The sequence below is a fragment of the Burkholderia sp. BCC1988 genome, from assembly GCF_905339895.1.
In the GTDB taxonomy this organism is placed as follows: domain Bacteria; phylum Pseudomonadota; class Gammaproteobacteria; order Burkholderiales; family Burkholderiaceae; genus Burkholderia.
This window is the reverse complement of record NZ_CAJPHA010000023.1, coordinates 80,679-95,124: the sequence shown is the minus strand read 5'-3', so window position 1 is coordinate 95,124 and position 14,446 is coordinate 80,679. Positions and strand designations below refer to the sequence as shown.

At 69.2% G+C, this 14,446-nt stretch carries 11 protein-coding genes; 7 read left to right on the top strand and 4 right to left on the bottom strand.

Translation table 11 applies throughout. The annotated features are described in order from the left end of the window. Positions 1-23: 23 nt before the first annotated feature. A complete protein-coding gene (locus U4012_RS28510; RefSeq protein WP_044847097.1) occupies positions 24-755 on the bottom strand; it encodes a YoaK family protein in 732 nt (243 codons plus the stop codon). A gap of 351 nt (positions 756-1,106) precedes the next feature. Between U4012_RS28510 and U4012_RS28505 the strand changes: the two genes are divergently transcribed. The 7 genes from U4012_RS28505 (at position 1,107) to U4012_RS28475 (ending at position 10,626) form a co-directional block, all read left to right on the top strand. Then, on the top strand, positions 1,107-1,826 hold the full coding sequence (locus U4012_RS28505; protein WP_321802542.1) for a TetR/AcrR family transcriptional regulator: 720 nt from the start codon (positions 1,107-1,109) through the stop codon (positions 1,824-1,826). Between the two features lie 131 nt (positions 1,827-1,957). Then, the gene (locus U4012_RS28500; RefSeq protein WP_257773327.1) at positions 1,958-2,833 is read left to right on the top strand and encodes an alpha/beta fold hydrolase; all 876 of its coding nucleotides are present in this window, start codon (positions 1,958-1,960) and stop codon (positions 2,831-2,833) included. Between the two features lie 37 nt (positions 2,834-2,870). Beyond that, on the top strand, positions 2,871-4,013 hold the full coding sequence (locus tag U4012_RS28495) for an FAD binding domain-containing protein (protein ID WP_321802538.1): 1,143 nt from the start codon (positions 2,871-2,873) through the stop codon (positions 4,011-4,013). A 176-nt stretch (positions 4,014-4,189) separates the two neighbouring features. Then, on the top strand, positions 4,190-4,531 hold the full coding sequence (locus tag U4012_RS28490) for a DUF4148 domain-containing protein (RefSeq protein WP_321802536.1): 342 nt from the start codon (positions 4,190-4,192) through the stop codon (positions 4,529-4,531). Positions 4,532-4,811: 280 nt separating this feature from the next. After that, complete coding sequence (locus U4012_RS28485) at positions 4,812-6,047, top strand: efflux RND transporter periplasmic adaptor subunit (RefSeq protein ID WP_321802534.1); 1,236 nt, start codon at positions 4,812-4,814, stop codon at positions 6,045-6,047. Then, positions 6,044-9,235: a multidrug efflux RND transporter permease subunit gene (locus tag U4012_RS28480; protein ID WP_321802532.1), complete on the top strand. Its 3,192-nt coding sequence runs from the start codon at positions 6,044-6,046 to the stop codon at positions 9,233-9,235. Before U4012_RS28485 ends, U4012_RS28480 begins: the two co-directional genes overlap by 4 nt. After that, the gene (locus tag U4012_RS28475; protein WP_321802530.1) at positions 9,232-10,626 is read left to right on the top strand and encodes an efflux transporter outer membrane subunit; all 1,395 of its coding nucleotides are present in this window, start codon (positions 9,232-9,234) and stop codon (positions 10,624-10,626) included. The genes U4012_RS28480 and U4012_RS28475 overlap by 4 nt, the downstream gene beginning before the upstream one ends. Positions 10,627-10,763: 137 nt before the next feature. On the opposite strand, the gene U4012_RS28470 is transcribed toward U4012_RS28475, so the two are convergent. From U4012_RS28470 to ampC, 3 genes are all read right to left on the bottom strand, one after another. Then, positions 10,764-11,666, bottom strand: coding sequence for a LysR substrate-binding domain-containing protein (locus U4012_RS28470; protein ID WP_321802528.1), 903 nt, complete (start codon positions 11,664-11,666; stop codon positions 10,764-10,766). Between the two features lie 318 nt (positions 11,667-11,984). Further along, the gene (locus U4012_RS28465; protein ID WP_321802525.1) at positions 11,985-12,896 is read right to left on the bottom strand and encodes an NAD-dependent epimerase/dehydratase family protein; all 912 of its coding nucleotides are present in this window, start codon (positions 12,894-12,896) and stop codon (positions 11,985-11,987) included. A gap of 248 nt (positions 12,897-13,144) precedes the next feature. Continuing rightward, a complete protein-coding gene (gene ampC / locus U4012_RS28460) occupies positions 13,145-14,314 on the bottom strand; it encodes a class C beta-lactamase (protein WP_321802523.1) in 1,170 nt (389 codons plus the stop codon). Between the last annotated feature and the right edge of the window lie 132 nt (positions 14,315-14,446).

Below are 14,446 nucleotides of genomic sequence, written 5' to 3'. Positions count from 1 at the left end.
GCGGCCATACGCCGCGCGCGGATTCAGCGTGACGCCGGCCCGTCGTCGGGCCGGCCGGATCGATAGGCGAGGAAGCACAAGGCCGCGAGCGGCAACGCCAGCGCCCAGAAGGCGGCGGACACGTAGGCTGCGGCCCCCGCGCCGGCCCCGAGCGCGAAGCCCGCGACCGGCGGCAGCGTGCGCCGCAGCCGCACGCGCGCGGCTTCGCGTTCGGCCGGCGCGGCGAGCGGCACGAGCCAGTCGAATGCATCGATCACCGCCTGCGTGACGTTGCCCGTCATCACCGTGTTGGCGACGACCGAGCGCGCCGTCAGCCGGCCGTGCGCGTTCTGGACGCCCATCGCCGCGGCGCCGAGCAGGCCGCACAGGATCGTGCGCGGCGCGTCGGCGTCCGCGATCGGCGACGCCATCACGCCGGCCAGCATGAACCCGGCCAGCAGCACGGCCTGCAGTGCATACAGCGAACGCGCGCGCGGGCCGTGGCCGAGCGAACGCATCCGGTGGTCGAGCACGCGCGCGCCGACGATGCCGGCGATGAAGGCCGGGAATGCGAGCCACTTGATCACGAGCCCTTGCCCGACGCCGGCCAGCCCCGAGCCGATCAGGATGAAGTTGCCGGTGACGTGCGCGGTGAACAGGCCGAACAGCGCGACGAAGCCGAGCGTGTCGACGTAGCCGGCGATCGATGCGAGAAACACGTCCTCGCCGCGCACGTGGTCGGGTGCCGCGGCCGCGGTTACCGGCTGCGTCGGCATGGCCCGGCTTCCTGGATGGCGACGGTTGCGCCGGCGCACGTGCTGCCTGCGTCCGGCGAGATCTGATCACGCATGTTCCGCTCCGGTTGCGCCGCACGGCCCGGTGCGCCGACTGGCGTCCGGCCCATGCGGCGGTTCGACAGCAAGACTAGTCAACGCACGTCTTAATGTCATGGCGGCGCCGCTGAATTTTTCTGAAAATGCCGCTCGCGCGCCCGACGGGATGGCCAGCGCGGCGCGGCGCGGACCACCGCGCGCGTCGCGTCGAAAGCCGCGCCGCAAACCGGATTCGCGCTCCCGAACGTGCTATTTTTCGATCGATAGCTTAAGCGCGCCATCAGGAGCCGATGCATGACCGAAAGAAAACGCAGCACGCCGGCCCGCGAGCGCGGGACGGACGCCGACGGCAACGCCGTCACGCCGGGCCGGCGCCTCGCGCCGGAAGCGCGCGAGCGGCAGATCGTCGAGAAGGCGATCGAGCACTTCGCGACGCACGGCTTTTCCGGCAGCACGCGCGAGCTCGCGCGGCAGATCGGCGTCACCCAGCCGCTCTTGTACCGGTACTTCCCGAGCAAGGAAGCGCTGATCGACCGCGTGTACGACGAGATCTACACGTGGAGTCCCGACTGGGAAAAACTGATCGCGGATCGCACGGTCCCGCTGCAGGAACGGCTCGTCGCGTTCTATCGCGCGTACGCGCAAACCATCCTGCGGCGCGAATGGATCCGCACCTTCATCTTCGCGGGGCTCAGCCGCGAGGGTTTCAACACGCGCTACCTGTCGCGGCTGCGCGAACGCGTGTTCCTGCCGGTGCTGCGCGAGTTGCGGCACGAGTACGACATCGCGACGCCGGCGACCGAGGCACAGCGCAACGCGGAAATCGAACTGGTCTGGAGCCTGCACGCGAGCATCTTCTATTTCGGCGTCCGCAAGTGGGTCTATGGCCTGCCGGTGCCCGACGATCTCGACACCGAAATCGAGCGGCTGGTCGACGCGTTTCTCCACGGCACGCCCGCTACGCTGAAGCAGCTCGCGTCCGGCGCGGGCGGCCGGCGCCGCCGGCGCGCGTAATTCGGCGCGGCGCGCGCCGCCAGACGATTTCAGAACAATTTATCCGGCGCGCCGATCGCTTCGCCTATCCTCGAACGGCATCTGCGCCCGCCTCCGGCTGCGCGCACACCGAACCGGACAGGGACCACGCCATGACCCACGACGCGCCTTCGATCACGCATCACACCGTCACCGCGAACGGCATCCGCCAGCACTACATCGATGCCGGCAGCGGGCCGGTCGTCGTGCTGCTGCACGGCTTCCCGGAAACCAGCTTCGCGTGGCGCTTCCAGATCCCGGCGCTGGCGCGGCGCTACCGCGTGATCGCGCCCGACCTGCGCGGCTACGGCGAAACGGACAAGCCTGCCGCCGGCTACGACAAGCGCAACATGGCGCGCGACGTAGCCGGGCTGCTCGATGCGCTCGGCATCGGCCGCATCGCGCTCGTCGGCCACGATCGCGGCGCGCGTGTCGCGACGCGCTTCTCGAAGGACTTCCCCGAGCGCGTCGACCGGCTCGTCGTGATGGACAACGTGCCGACGCGCATCGTCGCGCAGAACATGACCGCGCAAACCGCGCGCGCGTACTGGTTCTTCCTGTTCCACCAGGTGCCCGACCTGCCCGAGGCGCTGATCGCCGGCAAGGAAGCCGAGTGGCTGAGCCACTTTTTCTCCGACTGGTGCTACAACCCGCACGCGATCTCCGGCGACGCGTTCGACACGTACGTGCGTGCGTACCGGCGCCCGGGCGCCGTGCGCGGCGCGCTGGCCGACTACCGCGCGAACGCGGAGGACGTGAAGCAGGATCTCGTCGACGCCGACGTCCCGATCGCCTGCCCGACGATGGCCATCTGGGGCGAGGATTTCTATGCGGTCGGCAAGCTGTTCGACATGAAGTCCGTGTGGGAAAGCATGGCGACCAACCTGCGTGCCGAGCCGATCGCGCAATGCGGGCACCTGCCGCAGGAGGAGCAGCCGGAGCGCGTGAACGCGTTGCTGCTCGACTTCCTCGAGCACTGGGAAGGTTGAACCGCCGCGTGCGGCGAATCATCGGGAGAAAGCAATCATGAGCGACGTTTCGGGCCCGTCGGCGATCGTCGTCGGCGGATCGGTGGGCGGACTGTTCACGGCAACCGCGCTGCGAGCGGCCGGCTGGCGCGTCAAGGTGTTCGAGCAATCGCCGAACGATCTCGACAGCCGCGGCGGCGGCATCGTGCTGCAGCCGCCGATCGAGCGCGCGTTCGCATTCGGCGGCGTGCCGGTGCCGCGCGATGCGGGCGTCGATTCGGGCGACCGGATCTACGTCGACGAACACGACCGGATCGTGCAGCGCTTTTACATGCCGCAGACGCAGACCGCCTGGAACGTGATCTACACGGCGCTGAAGCGCGCGCTGCCCGCCGACGTCCTGCACGCCGGCGTCGCGTTCGACCGGTTCGAGCAGGACGGTGCGCGCGTGATCGCGCACTTCTCGGACGGCCGCGTCGAGCAGGCCGACCTGCTGGTCGGCGCCGACGGCGGCCGCTCGGCCGTGCGCGCGCAGCTGCTGCCCGATGCGCGGCCCGCATACGCGGGGTATGTCGCGTGGCGCGGGCTCGTCGACGAGCACCTGCTTCCCGATACGGTGCTGCAGGTGCTGCGCGACCGCTTCACGTTCCAGCAAGGCGACGCCCATCTGTTCCTGACCTATCTGGTGCCCGGCCGCGACGGCGCGATCGCGCCCGGCAAGCGGCGCGTGAACTGGGTCTGGTACCGGCGGCTCGCGCAGGATCACCTGCCGTCGCTGTTTCTCGGCCAGGACGGCACGCAGCGCGACGGCTCGCTGCCGCCCGGTGCGATGCGCGACGACAACCGGCTCGAACTCGTGAACGCCGGCCGCCGGATGCTCGCACCGACGCTCGCCGCGCTCGTCGACGCGACCCAGGCGCCGTTCGCCCAGGCGATCTTCGATCTCGCGGTCGAGCGCATGGCGTTCGGCCGCGCCGTGCTGCTCGGCGACGCGGCCTGCCTCGTGCGGCCACATACGGCCGCCGGTGTCGCGAAAGCGGCGGAGAACGCGGTCGGTCTTGCCGAGGCGCTGCGCGGCGGCGTGCCCGCCACCGCGTTCGACGCCGCGCTGTCGCGCTGGGAGGCCGCGCAGCTCGCGGCCAATGCGTCGCTGTCCGCGCTCGGCATCTCGCTCGGCACGCGGATCATGGGACGCGCGTGACCGGCCGGCCGCCGTGTGCGGGCCCGATCGTTTGCATCGGCCGCCGATTCGTGATTCCAGGTCAAAAATGATTTCGCCGGCGGCCCGTTTTTCCGCGGCGTCGGGATACCTATATTGGCTGCACTCGCAACGACGACGACGTGGTTGCGGTTCACTCGACCCGATAGGTACCCCTGATGAAAACGCTCGTTTCTTCCACGCTTGCCGCACTGATCATCGCCACGCCGGCCATTTCGTTCGCGCAGCAGCATGACCGCCCGCTGACCCGCGCCGAAGTTAAGGCCGAAATGGCCCGCCTCGCGGCCGTCGGCTATACGCCGGCACTGGACCACAACCAGTATCCGGTCGCGATCCTCGCCGCCGAAAAGCGCGTGCGTGAAAACGCCGGCGCGCAAGCGGCATCGAACACCGCACCGTCCGCCGACACGACCGGCTACGGCAGCGAAGGCACCAGCACCAGCGCATCCGGCCGCGCACTGACGACCAACGGCCGCGACGCGATCTATCGCGGTCATTGAGCGGCATCGACGCGCGCGCGAGCACCTTGCCCGCCACGCGCCCCCGCTCGTCCGTCCCCTCCGCATCGCCGGCCCGAATCGCCTGAACAGGCATTCGGGCCGCGCGTCGTCGCGCCGCTTCCCGCATCACGCCCCTGCCGCGCGCATCGTCGCCGCACCGCGCGATTCGTGACTGCGCAGTACAAGTTCTTATGACGCCGCGTCCGTTTATCCATCGCGCGCCACGCACGATACTGCGCACCATCCGGCGCCGTGCGCGTCATTCGATACCCCGAACAACATGAACAGCTACCCAGGATTGAAGCGCTTCGCGCGACCGGCCGTGCTGGCCGCCCTTCCGCTCGCCGCATTGCTCGCGTTGACGGGCTGCCGGTCGGACGACACCGCGCCGGCCCCGAAGCCGAACGTGATCGTCAGCGCGCCCGTCGCGCGCAACGTGAACGACGTCGACGTCTACACGGGCCGTTTCGAAGCGGTCGACACGGTCGACGTGCGCCCGCGCGTGAGCGGCTATCTCGAACGCGTCGCGTTCCAGGACGGCGCGACCGTGAAAAAAGGCGACCTGCTGTTCGTCATCGATCCGCGCCCGTACCAGGCGGCGGTGACGGCCGCGCAAGGCACGCTCGAGCGCGCGCAGTCGCAACTGAAGCTGAGCCGGCAGGATTTCGAGCGGGCCAGCGTCCTGATCAAGACCGACACCATCGCGCAGAGCCTGTACGACCAGCGCCGCCAGGCCGTGCAAAGCGCGCAGGCCGACGTGACGAGCGCGCAAGGCGCGCTCGAACGCGCGCGGCTCGACCTGTCGTTCACGCGCATCGTCGCGCCGATGTCGGGGCGCATCAGCCGCAAGCGCGTCAGCGAGGGCAACCTCGTGAAGGGCGGCGACAGCGAAGCCACGGTGCTGACGACGATCGTTTCGCAGGACCCGATCGACATCTACTTCGACGTCGACGAGGAAAGCTACCTGCGCTACACGCGCGAAGCCGCGCAACATGGCGGCAGCGCGTCGTCGCGACAGGTGGCGATCGCGCTGCCGGGCGACGCGAAGCCGTCGCTGTCGGGCACGATGGATTTCGTCGACAACCGCCTCGACGATTCGACCGGCACGCTGCGCCAGCGCGCACGCGTCGCGAATCCGGACGGACGCCTGAGCCCCGGCCAGTTCGGCCGCGTGTCGCTGTCGAGCCGCGTCGCGCACGCGGCGCTGCTCGTGCCGGATTCGGCCGTCGCGACCGACGCGACGCGCCGCGTACTGTATTTCGTCGACGCGAACGGCACCGTGTCGGTGCGCCCGGTGACGCCCGGCCGCCTGTTCGGCAACCTGCGCGAAATCGATGCGGGGCTGAAGGCCGGCGACCGCGTGATCGTCGACGGCTTCCAGCGCGTGCAGGCCGGCGATCAGGTCAACGCGGTGCCGCGTGCGATCGATGCGGCTCAGATGGCGAATGCGACGAATTCCGAAAAAGTTGCGAACGCAACCGCTGCGTCCAGCACCGCGACCGGGAGCGCGCAATGAACCTCGGCCGCCTGTCCGTCCAGCAGCCGGTGCTCGCGATCGTCCTGTCGATCGTGCTGACCATCGCCGGCGCGCTGGCCTATTTCTCGCTCGCGGTGTCCGAGTATCCGGACATCGCGCCGCCGACCGTCGTGATCCAGGCGAGCTACCCGGGTGCGTCCGCGGAAACCGTGTCGCAAACCGTCTCGACCCCGATCGAGCTGGAAGTGAACGGCGTCGAGGACATGCTGTACATGTACAGCCAGGCGACCTCCGACGGCAGCCTGAACATCACCGCGACGTTCAAGCCCGGCACCGACGTCGACAAGGCGCAGGTGCTGGTGCAGAACCGCGTCGCGCTCGCGACGCCGCGCCTGCCCGAGCCCGTGCAGCGCAGCGGCGTGTCGGTCCGCAAGTCGTCGCCGACGCAGCTCGGCACGATCTTCATCTACTCGCCCGACCAGCGCTACGATCCGCTGTACGTGTCGAACTATGCGATCCGCAACGTCGCCGACGTGCTGAAGCGGATCGACGGCGTCGGCGACATCAACCCACTCGGCGCACGCGAATACTCGATGCGCATCTGGCTCGACCCGGAGCGTGTCGCGTCGTTCGGCCTGAGCCCGCGCGACCTCATCGCCGCGGTGCGCGCGCAGAACACGCAGCTCGCGGGCGGCGTGGTCGCGCAGGCGCCGATCACGAACCAGGCGTTCCAGCCGAACCTGATCTTCGAAGGGCGCCTGAAGCGGCCCGAGGATTTCAGCGACATCGTCGTCAAGCAGGGGCAGGACGGGCGTCTCGTGCGGCTGAAGGACGTCGCGCGCATCGAGGTCGGCGCGCTCGCGTACGCGACCGACAGCTACATGCTGCGCCACCCGACCATCGCGCTGCAGGTGCTGCAGCAGCCCGGCGCGAACGCGGTCGCGACGATGGACGCGGTCGAGAAGAAGATGACCGAGCTTGGCAAGGCGTTCCCGAAGGGCATCGTCTACAACATCGGCTACAACCCGACCGCGTTCATCGGCGACAGCATCCACGAACTCGTGAAGACCATCTACGAGGCCGTCGTGCTCGTGGTGTTCGTCGTGCTGCTGTTCCTGCAGGGCTGGCGGCCTTCGATCATCCCGATCCTGTCGATTCCGGTGTCGCTGGTCGGCACGTTCGCGGCGATGGCCGTGCTCGGCTACTCGATCAACAACCTGACGCTGTTCGGCCTCGTGCTCGCGGTGGGGATCGTCGTCGACAACGCGATCGTCGTGGTCGAGAACGTCGAGCGGCACCTGGCGGCCGGCGCCGCGCCGCGCGATGCGACGCTGCTGACGATGAAGGAAGTCGGCGGTGCGCTGTTCGCGATCACGCTGGTGCTGTGCGCGGTGTTCGTGCCGACCTCGTTCATTCCGGGCATCTCCGGCCAGTTCTTCCGCCAGTTCGGCGTGACGATCGCCGTGTCGACCGCGATCTCGTTCTTCACGTCGGTCACGCTCGCGCCCGCGCTGTCCGCGATGATGCTGAAGGCGCACGACCCCGCGCACGATGCGCCGGCGTCGACGTCGCGCACGGCCGCGCTGCTTGCGCCGCTCATGCGCGCGGTGCAACGTTTCGCAGATGCATTCAACCGCGTGTTCCAGCGCGTGTCGGACGCCTACGGCGCGCTGGTCAGGAAGCTCGTGCGGATCATCCCCGCGATGAGCGTGCTGTACGTCGTGCTGATCGCGGCGACCGGCTATCTGCTGGTATCGAGCCCGAAGGGCTTCATTCCCGCGCAGGATCGCGGCTACCTGGTGGTGCTGGTGCGCACGCCCGACGGCGCGACGCTCGAACGCACGAGCGCGGTCGCGCGCAAGATCGAGGACATCGCGCTGTCGGTGCCGGGCGTCGCGCGCGTGCCGGTGTTCTCCGGCGTCAATGCGGCCACCGGCACGAATTCGGCGAACAGCGCCGGCCTGTTCCCGGTGTTCAAGCCCTGGCCCGAACGCAAGGCGCAGGGCCTCACCATCGACACGATCGCGGCCGAGCTGCGCAAGCGCCTCGCGGGCATCACCGAAGCGTCGATCGTCGTCGCGATGCCGCCGCCGGTGCAGGGCCTCGGCAGCACGGGCGGCTTCGCGATGCGGCTCGAAGACCGCAACGGCCTCGGCACGGCCGCGCTCGCGAAGGCGACGCAGGATCTCGTCGAAGCCGCGAACCGCACGCCCGGCATGGTCGGCGTCTACACGCCCTACTCGGCGACGAGTCCGCAGGTTCACGTCGAGCTCGATCGCGAGAAGGCGGAGATGCTCGGCGTGCCGAGCCAGGAGATCAATGACGCGGTCGAAACGTATTTCGGCTCGACCTACATCAACGACTTCAACATCGTCGGGCGCACCTATCGCGTCACCGCGCAGGCCGACCTGCCGTTCCGCGTGACGGCCTCCGACCTCGGGCGCCTGAAGGTGCGCAACCGCGACGGCGACATGGTGCCGATCGGCAGCGTCACGCGCATCGACGACACGCTCGGCGTCGATCGCGCACCGCGTTACAACCTGTATCCGGCCACCGAGATCAACGGCGATACCGCACCCGGCCTCGGTTCCGGTTTTGCGATCAAGACGATGGAGACGCTCGCGAAGCAGGTGCTGCCGCCGGGCATCTCGTTCGAATGGACCGACTTGTCGTACCAGCAGACCACGGCCGGCAACACGGGGCTGCTCGTGTTCCCGCTGTGCGTGCTGCTCGTCTATCTGGTGCTCGCCGCGCAGTACGGCAGCTGGAGCCTGCCGGTGTCGATCCTGCTGATCGTGCCGATGTGCCTGCTGGCCGCGTCGCTCGGCGTGCGCGCGCTCGGCCAGGACGTGAACATCCTCACGCAGATCGGCTTCATCGTGCTGGTCGGGCTCGCCGCGAAGAACGCGATCCTGATCGTCGAGGTCGCGCGGCAGCTCGAGGCCGACGGCCGGGAGCTGGTCGACGCGGTGGTCGACGCGTGCGTGCAGCGGCTGCGCCCGATCGTGATGACGTCGCTCGCGTTCATTCTCGGCGTGCTGCCGCTCGTGATCTCCGAAGGCGCCGGCGCGGAAATGCGCCAGGCGGTCGGCGCGGCCGTGTTCTTCGGGATGATCGGCGTGACGTTCTTCGGGCTGCTGTTCACGCCCGTGTTCTATGTGCTGGTCCGCCGGCTCGCGACGCGCAAATCCGGCGTCGCGGCGGCGGCCGCGGAGGTGGTGCAATGAAATTCATCCGACTCGTGGCCGCGCTGTCCGCGGCGGCCGTCCTGACCGCGTGCACGAGCGCGCCGGTCGCCACCGTCGCCCCGCCGCCGCTCGCCGCGACCTACGCGAACGCGGATCTCGTCGCCGCCGGCCCTGCCGCCGCGACCGACGCGTGGTGGCACGGCTTTCACGATCCGATTCTCGACCGGCTGGTCGATCGCGCGCTCGCGAACAACCTCGACCTGAAGGCAGCGGTCGCGCGCATCGACGCGGCGCGCGCGGTACGGATCGGCGCCGCGTCGCAGTGGTTCCCGTCGCTCGACCTGAATGCGGATGCCGGCCGCCGGCGGCTGTCCGCGTCGCAGGCGTTCCCGACCGACACGCCGACGACCGGCAATGCGTTCGACCTGAATGCGAGCGTCGCGTGGGAAATCGACATCTTCGAGCGCATCCGCCAGGGCGTGTCGGCCGCCGACGCCGACATCGCGTCCGCGCAGAACGACGCGGCGGCCGTGCGGATCGCGACGATCGACGAAACCGTGCGCACCTACGTGACGGTGCGCGGGCTCGAGCAGCGGCTCGCGCTGGTCGAGGCGAACGCAGAGAGTCAGCGCGGCACCGAGGCATCGACGCGGCGCCTGTTCGACGCGGGCGTCGTGCCGATCGCCGACGTCGACCGCGCCGCCGCGCAGGCGGAAACCACGCTTGCCGAGTTGCCCGCGCTGCAGTTGCAGCGGCAGGCCGCGATTCACCGCTTGTCGATCATCACCGCGGCGACGCCGCAGGACGTCTATGCGCAACTCGATCCGCCCGCGCCGGGGCCGGTGTGGACGGCAGCGGCGCCGGGCATCGGCACGCCGGCCGACCTGCTGCGCCGCCGGCCCGACGTGCGCGCCGCCGAAGCGAGGGTCGTCGCCGCGTATGCACGCATCGGCGTGGCCGAAGCCGATCTCAAGCCGCACCTGCAGCTGATCGGCGTGATCGGCGCGGCCGTCGACGGCTTCTCCGGCGCGACGCTCGCGCGTTCGCTCGCCTGGATGGCCGGCGCCGGCGCGAGCGCGCCGCTGTTCGACGGCGGACGGCGCCGCAGCATCGTCGCGTTGCGACGCGCGCAGGCCGATCAGGCCGTCGCCGCCTATCGCTCCGCCGTGCTCGGCGCGGTCAGCGACGTCGAAACGTCGCTCGCCGCAACCGCCCGCGATCACAGCCGGACCGAGCGCCTCGAACGCGCGGCGTCGAATGCGCGCGATGCCTATGCGCAGATCAACCGGTCGTGGCGCAGCGGCGAATCGGCGTTCATCGACACGCTGGAGGTGCAGCGCTCGCTGCTCGCGGCCGAGGATTCGCTCGCGCAGGCGCGCACCGACGAGATGCTCGCGCAGGTCAGGCTGATGACCGCGCTCGGACAATAGTCGGGTTGGTGCGATGCGGCTGGTGCGGCGCATCGGTCGCGTTGGTCGCGTCGGTCGCCATGAAAAAAAGCGACGTGCCCGATATCGATCGAACACGTCGCCCTTCGCACGAGACGAGCGGCGGTTTGCGCGCCCCTTCAGTCGATATCGCCGCCTTCCTTCAGCTGTGCGCTCAAGTAGTCCAGAAAACTGACGATGCGCGACGACAGCGTCGCGTTGCGATAGTAGACCGCATGAATCGGCTGGCGGAATTCGGTCGTGTCGTCGACCAGCACTTCGACGAGACTGCCGTCGCGGCGATGGGTGCCCGTCATGTAGTCGGCGAGGCACACGATGCCCGCGCCGTTAAGCGCGAGCGTCAGCAGCGTCTCGCCGCTCGACGCCTGCAGCGCGGGATGGATCCGGTATACGTCGCCGTCCGCGGTGCGCAGCGGCCAGTGGTTCAGCGTTTCGGGCTGCACGAAGCCGAGCAGCGTATGGTCCGCGAGATCGGCCACGCGCGTCGGCACGCCGGCCTTCTCCAGGTACGCGGGGCTCGCGAGAATGCGCAGCCGGCTGCTGCCGAGCTTGCGCGCGTGCAGCGTCGAATCGCGCAGCTCGCCGATCCGGATCGCGACGTCGGTGCGCTGTTCGAGCAAGTCGATGATTTCGTCGCTGGTATGCAGTTCGGCCGCGATCGCCGGAAACGCTTCGCGAAAGCCCGGCATCATCGGCGCGATCACGTGCTGCATGAACGGCATCGCCGCGTTGATGCGCAACCGCCCGGCCGGCTTCTCGCGCTGGCTGGCGAGCTGTTCCTCGGCGAATTCGACCGACGCGATGATCTCGCGCGCGTATTCGAGGAACAGCGTGCCCTCTTCCGTCACTTCGAGCCGGCGCGTCGTGCGGCGAATCAGCGTCGTGTCGAGCTTTTCCTCGAGACGCCGCAGGATCCGGCTCATCACCGACGTCGGCTGGTGGAGCTTGTCCGCCGCCCCCGTCAACGAGCCGGTATCGGCGATGGTCACGAATGCGAGCATCTCGTCGAGGGTGGTCTTCATGGTCGGGAATCGGTGACGGTTTCAGAACCGTCACGATAGTGCCGCAGCGCCCGTTTGATAAGCGAGAGCCGACGCGAATCATAGTTGATTCAGATTCAAGAATGCGCGGCTAATATTGTCCGACCGATGCGATCGCAGGCCGGGGGGCGCACGCGCCCGGGAGGGCGCGTGTTGCGTGTTGCGTGTTGCGTGTTGCGTGTTGCGTGCTGCGTGCTGCGTGCTGCGTGCTGCGTGTTGCGTGTTGCGTGCTGCGTGCTGCGTGCTGCGTGCTGCGTGTTGCGTGCTGCGTGCTGCGTGCTGCGAAGCAATTCTGCGGCGTCAGGCCGCGATCGGCATGTCGTGGCGGATCCAGTCCTGCATCGCGCCATGCTGCGGCGCCCAGCCGAGTTCCTGCCGCGCGCGCACGGCTTTCACGCGGCTGTTCGACGCCAGCGAGAAATGCGCGCGCGAGTGGCCGAGCACCTGCTCGGCCTCGGCGATGTCCCACTCGACGACCGACGGCAAACCGAGACGCGCGGCGAGCGCCGCGCCGATGTCCGCGAACGACGCTTCGCCGTTCTCCGCGAAATACAGCGCGCCGGGCGCCGCGTGCCGCATCGCGCGCACGTAGAGATCGGCGACGTCCTCGACATGCACGTTCGACCAGCGGTTCAACCCCTTGCCGATCACGCGGACCGCGCCGGCCTCGCGCGCGATCGCCGCGAGCAGCGGAAGCTGCGCGCTGTCGCGCCGGATGCCGAGCCCGTCGCCGTAGATCATGCTGTTGCAGATCACCGCCGAGCGGATGCCGAGCGTCGCCGCCGACATCACGAGCTGATCGATCGCGCGGCGCTCGGGCTTGGCCGGCGCGACGACCGGCGTCGCTTCGTCGAACACCGGCGCGTCGCCGTGCGCGCCCTGTGCGTCGTCCGCGATCACGCTGGTGCCGCTCGTATGCAGGAAGGTCTTGCCCGAGCCGCTCAGCGCCGCGACGATCGTCTCGACCGATGCGCGGTGGTCGCTGCTCGCCGCGTTGATCACGCAGTCCGCGTCGCTCGCGAACGCATGCAGCAGCGCCGTGTCGTCGAGCGTGCCGATGACCGGCAAGATGCCGGCTGCCGCGAGTGTCGCGGCCTTCTCGCCGTTGCGCGCCAGCCCGGTGACGACATGCCCTTCCGATACTAGCCGTGTGGCCACCGAGCCGCCGATGTAGCCGGCCGCGCCCGTCACGAATACCTTGATGCCCTTCATCCACCGCTCCGATGGCGAGGCCGCGAAACTGCCCGCGCCTCGCGGAAATGAGTCGGCCCGCGCGCACCGGTGTCGGATGGGCGCGGGCCGTCGATGCCGGCCGTGCTGCGCGTCGAACCTGCGCAACGCGGCCTGTAGCGTCAGTATCGATGCCGCGCGCGCCCGGCGAAAGAGGCCGATCGTGAAAAGAGTTTTGATCCGGGCGGGAAGATCGGCGCCGGCGCCGCGTCAGTGCCGGATCCTCCAGGCTACGGCTTGCCGCCCAGCGACTCGACGATCCGGTACGCAGTCTTCACGCGATCCTCGATCGGAAAGCTGCGGTTCGCGAGCATCACGATCGCGAGCCGCTTCGCGGGGACGAACGCGACATAGGTACTGAAGCCGTTGGTCGACCCCGTCTTGTTGATCCACGCGTCCGGGCGCGGTGCGAGCGGCGGCTTGAGTTCGGTCGCGGGCGTCGCATCGTGGAGCATCGGCGGCGCATTCCCCGCGAGCAGCGTCGGCAATGCGACCGGATACGGATACTGTTCCCAGATCAGGTCCTGCGTGAACGGCCCCGCGCGGAAATAGCCGGTGTGCGTGCGTTCGAGCGCACGCTGCAGCCGCGGCGCCGTTTCGACGAGCCCCATGTTCGCCTGCACGAAGCGCAACAGGTCGGCCGCCGTCGTCCTGACGCCGTACGCCGGCTGCCACAGCATGCCGCCCGTCATCCGGATCGGCTTGCCGTCCTGCGTATAACCCTGCGCATAGTCGGCCTGCCGCGCGGCGGGCACGTTGATGTAGGTGTGCGTCATCCCGAGCGCGGGAAACAGCCGCTGTTCCATCAGCCCCGCGAAGTCGCGATTCATCGCCTTCGCGGTGAGCTGCCCGAGCATCCCGATCGCGACGTTCGAATAGGTGCGGCGCGTGCCCGGCGCGTACGCGGGGCGCCACGCGTCGAGATAGCGCATCAGGCCCGCGTCGTCGCGGATGCTGTCGGGCACCTGCAGCGGCATCCCGCCGGGCGTGTGCGTGCCAAGCTCGAGCAGCGTCACGCGGCCGAACGGCTTGCCCCGCAGCGCGGGCAGATACTTGTCGGCCGGATCCGTGAGCGACAGCTCGCCGCCCTCCTGCGCGTCGGATGCGAGCGTCGCGGTCAGCGTCTTGCTGACGGAGCCGATCTCGAACAGCGTGTCGCCGGTCACCGGCTGGCCGGTTTGCGTCGACATCACGCCGTAGTCGAACACATAAGGCTTGCCGTCGGCGACGATGCCGATCGCCATGCCGGGAATGGCGAACTGCTTCATCAGCGGTGCGACGTGGCGGGTTACGGTGTCGTGAATCTCGTCCTGCGTGGCGGCGGCCGCGCGGCCGGCCGTGGTGGCGGCGCATGCGGCGACGAACAGGGTCGCGGCGATGCGGATCGCGTTGAATCGCATGGGTGCGGTTCCTTCGATTTTCATATGGTTGCATGAACAACGGATTCGGCCGCGCCGCGCGGACGCCGCGCCAGCCGTCCCGTCGAAGCAGGACTATCCGCTGCCGGCCGCCAGCCGACAATCGACGATATG

Bases quoted from the DNA above. Each gene is read 5' to 3' on its own strand.
- U4012_RS28465 (WP_321802525.1), bottom strand. From the start codon at position 12,896: ATGAAGGGCATCAAGGTATTCGTGACGGGCGCGGCCGGCTACATCGGC.
- U4012_RS28490 (WP_321802536.1), top strand. From the start codon at position 4,190: ATGAAAACGCTCGTTTCTTCCACGCTTGCCGCACTGATCATCGCCACG.
- U4012_RS28505 (WP_321802542.1), top strand. From the start codon at position 1,107: ATGACCGAAAGAAAACGCAGCACGCCGGCCCGCGAGCGCGGGACGGAC.
- U4012_RS28480 (WP_321802532.1), top strand. From the start codon at position 6,044: ATGAACCTCGGCCGCCTGTCCGTCCAGCAGCCGGTGCTCGCGATCGTC.
- U4012_RS28495 (WP_321802538.1), top strand. From the start codon at position 2,871: ATGAGCGACGTTTCGGGCCCGTCGGCGATCGTCGTCGGCGGATCGGTG.
- U4012_RS28475 (WP_321802530.1), top strand. From the start codon at position 9,232: ATGAAATTCATCCGACTCGTGGCCGCGCTGTCCGCGGCGGCCGTCCTG.
- U4012_RS28500 (WP_257773327.1), top strand. From the start codon at position 1,958: ATGACCCACGACGCGCCTTCGATCACGCATCACACCGTCACCGCGAAC.
- ampC (WP_321802523.1), bottom strand. From the start codon at position 14,314: ATGCGATTCAACGCGATCCGCATCGCCGCGACCCTGTTCGTCGCCGCA.
- U4012_RS28510 (WP_044847097.1), bottom strand. From the start codon at position 755: ATGCCGACGCAGCCGGTAACCGCGGCCGCGGCACCCGACCACGTGCGC.
- U4012_RS28485 (WP_321802534.1), top strand. From the start codon at position 4,812: ATGAACAGCTACCCAGGATTGAAGCGCTTCGCGCGACCGGCCGTGCTG.
- U4012_RS28470 (WP_321802528.1), bottom strand. From the start codon at position 11,666: ATGAAGACCACCCTCGACGAGATGCTCGCATTCGTGACCATCGCCGAT.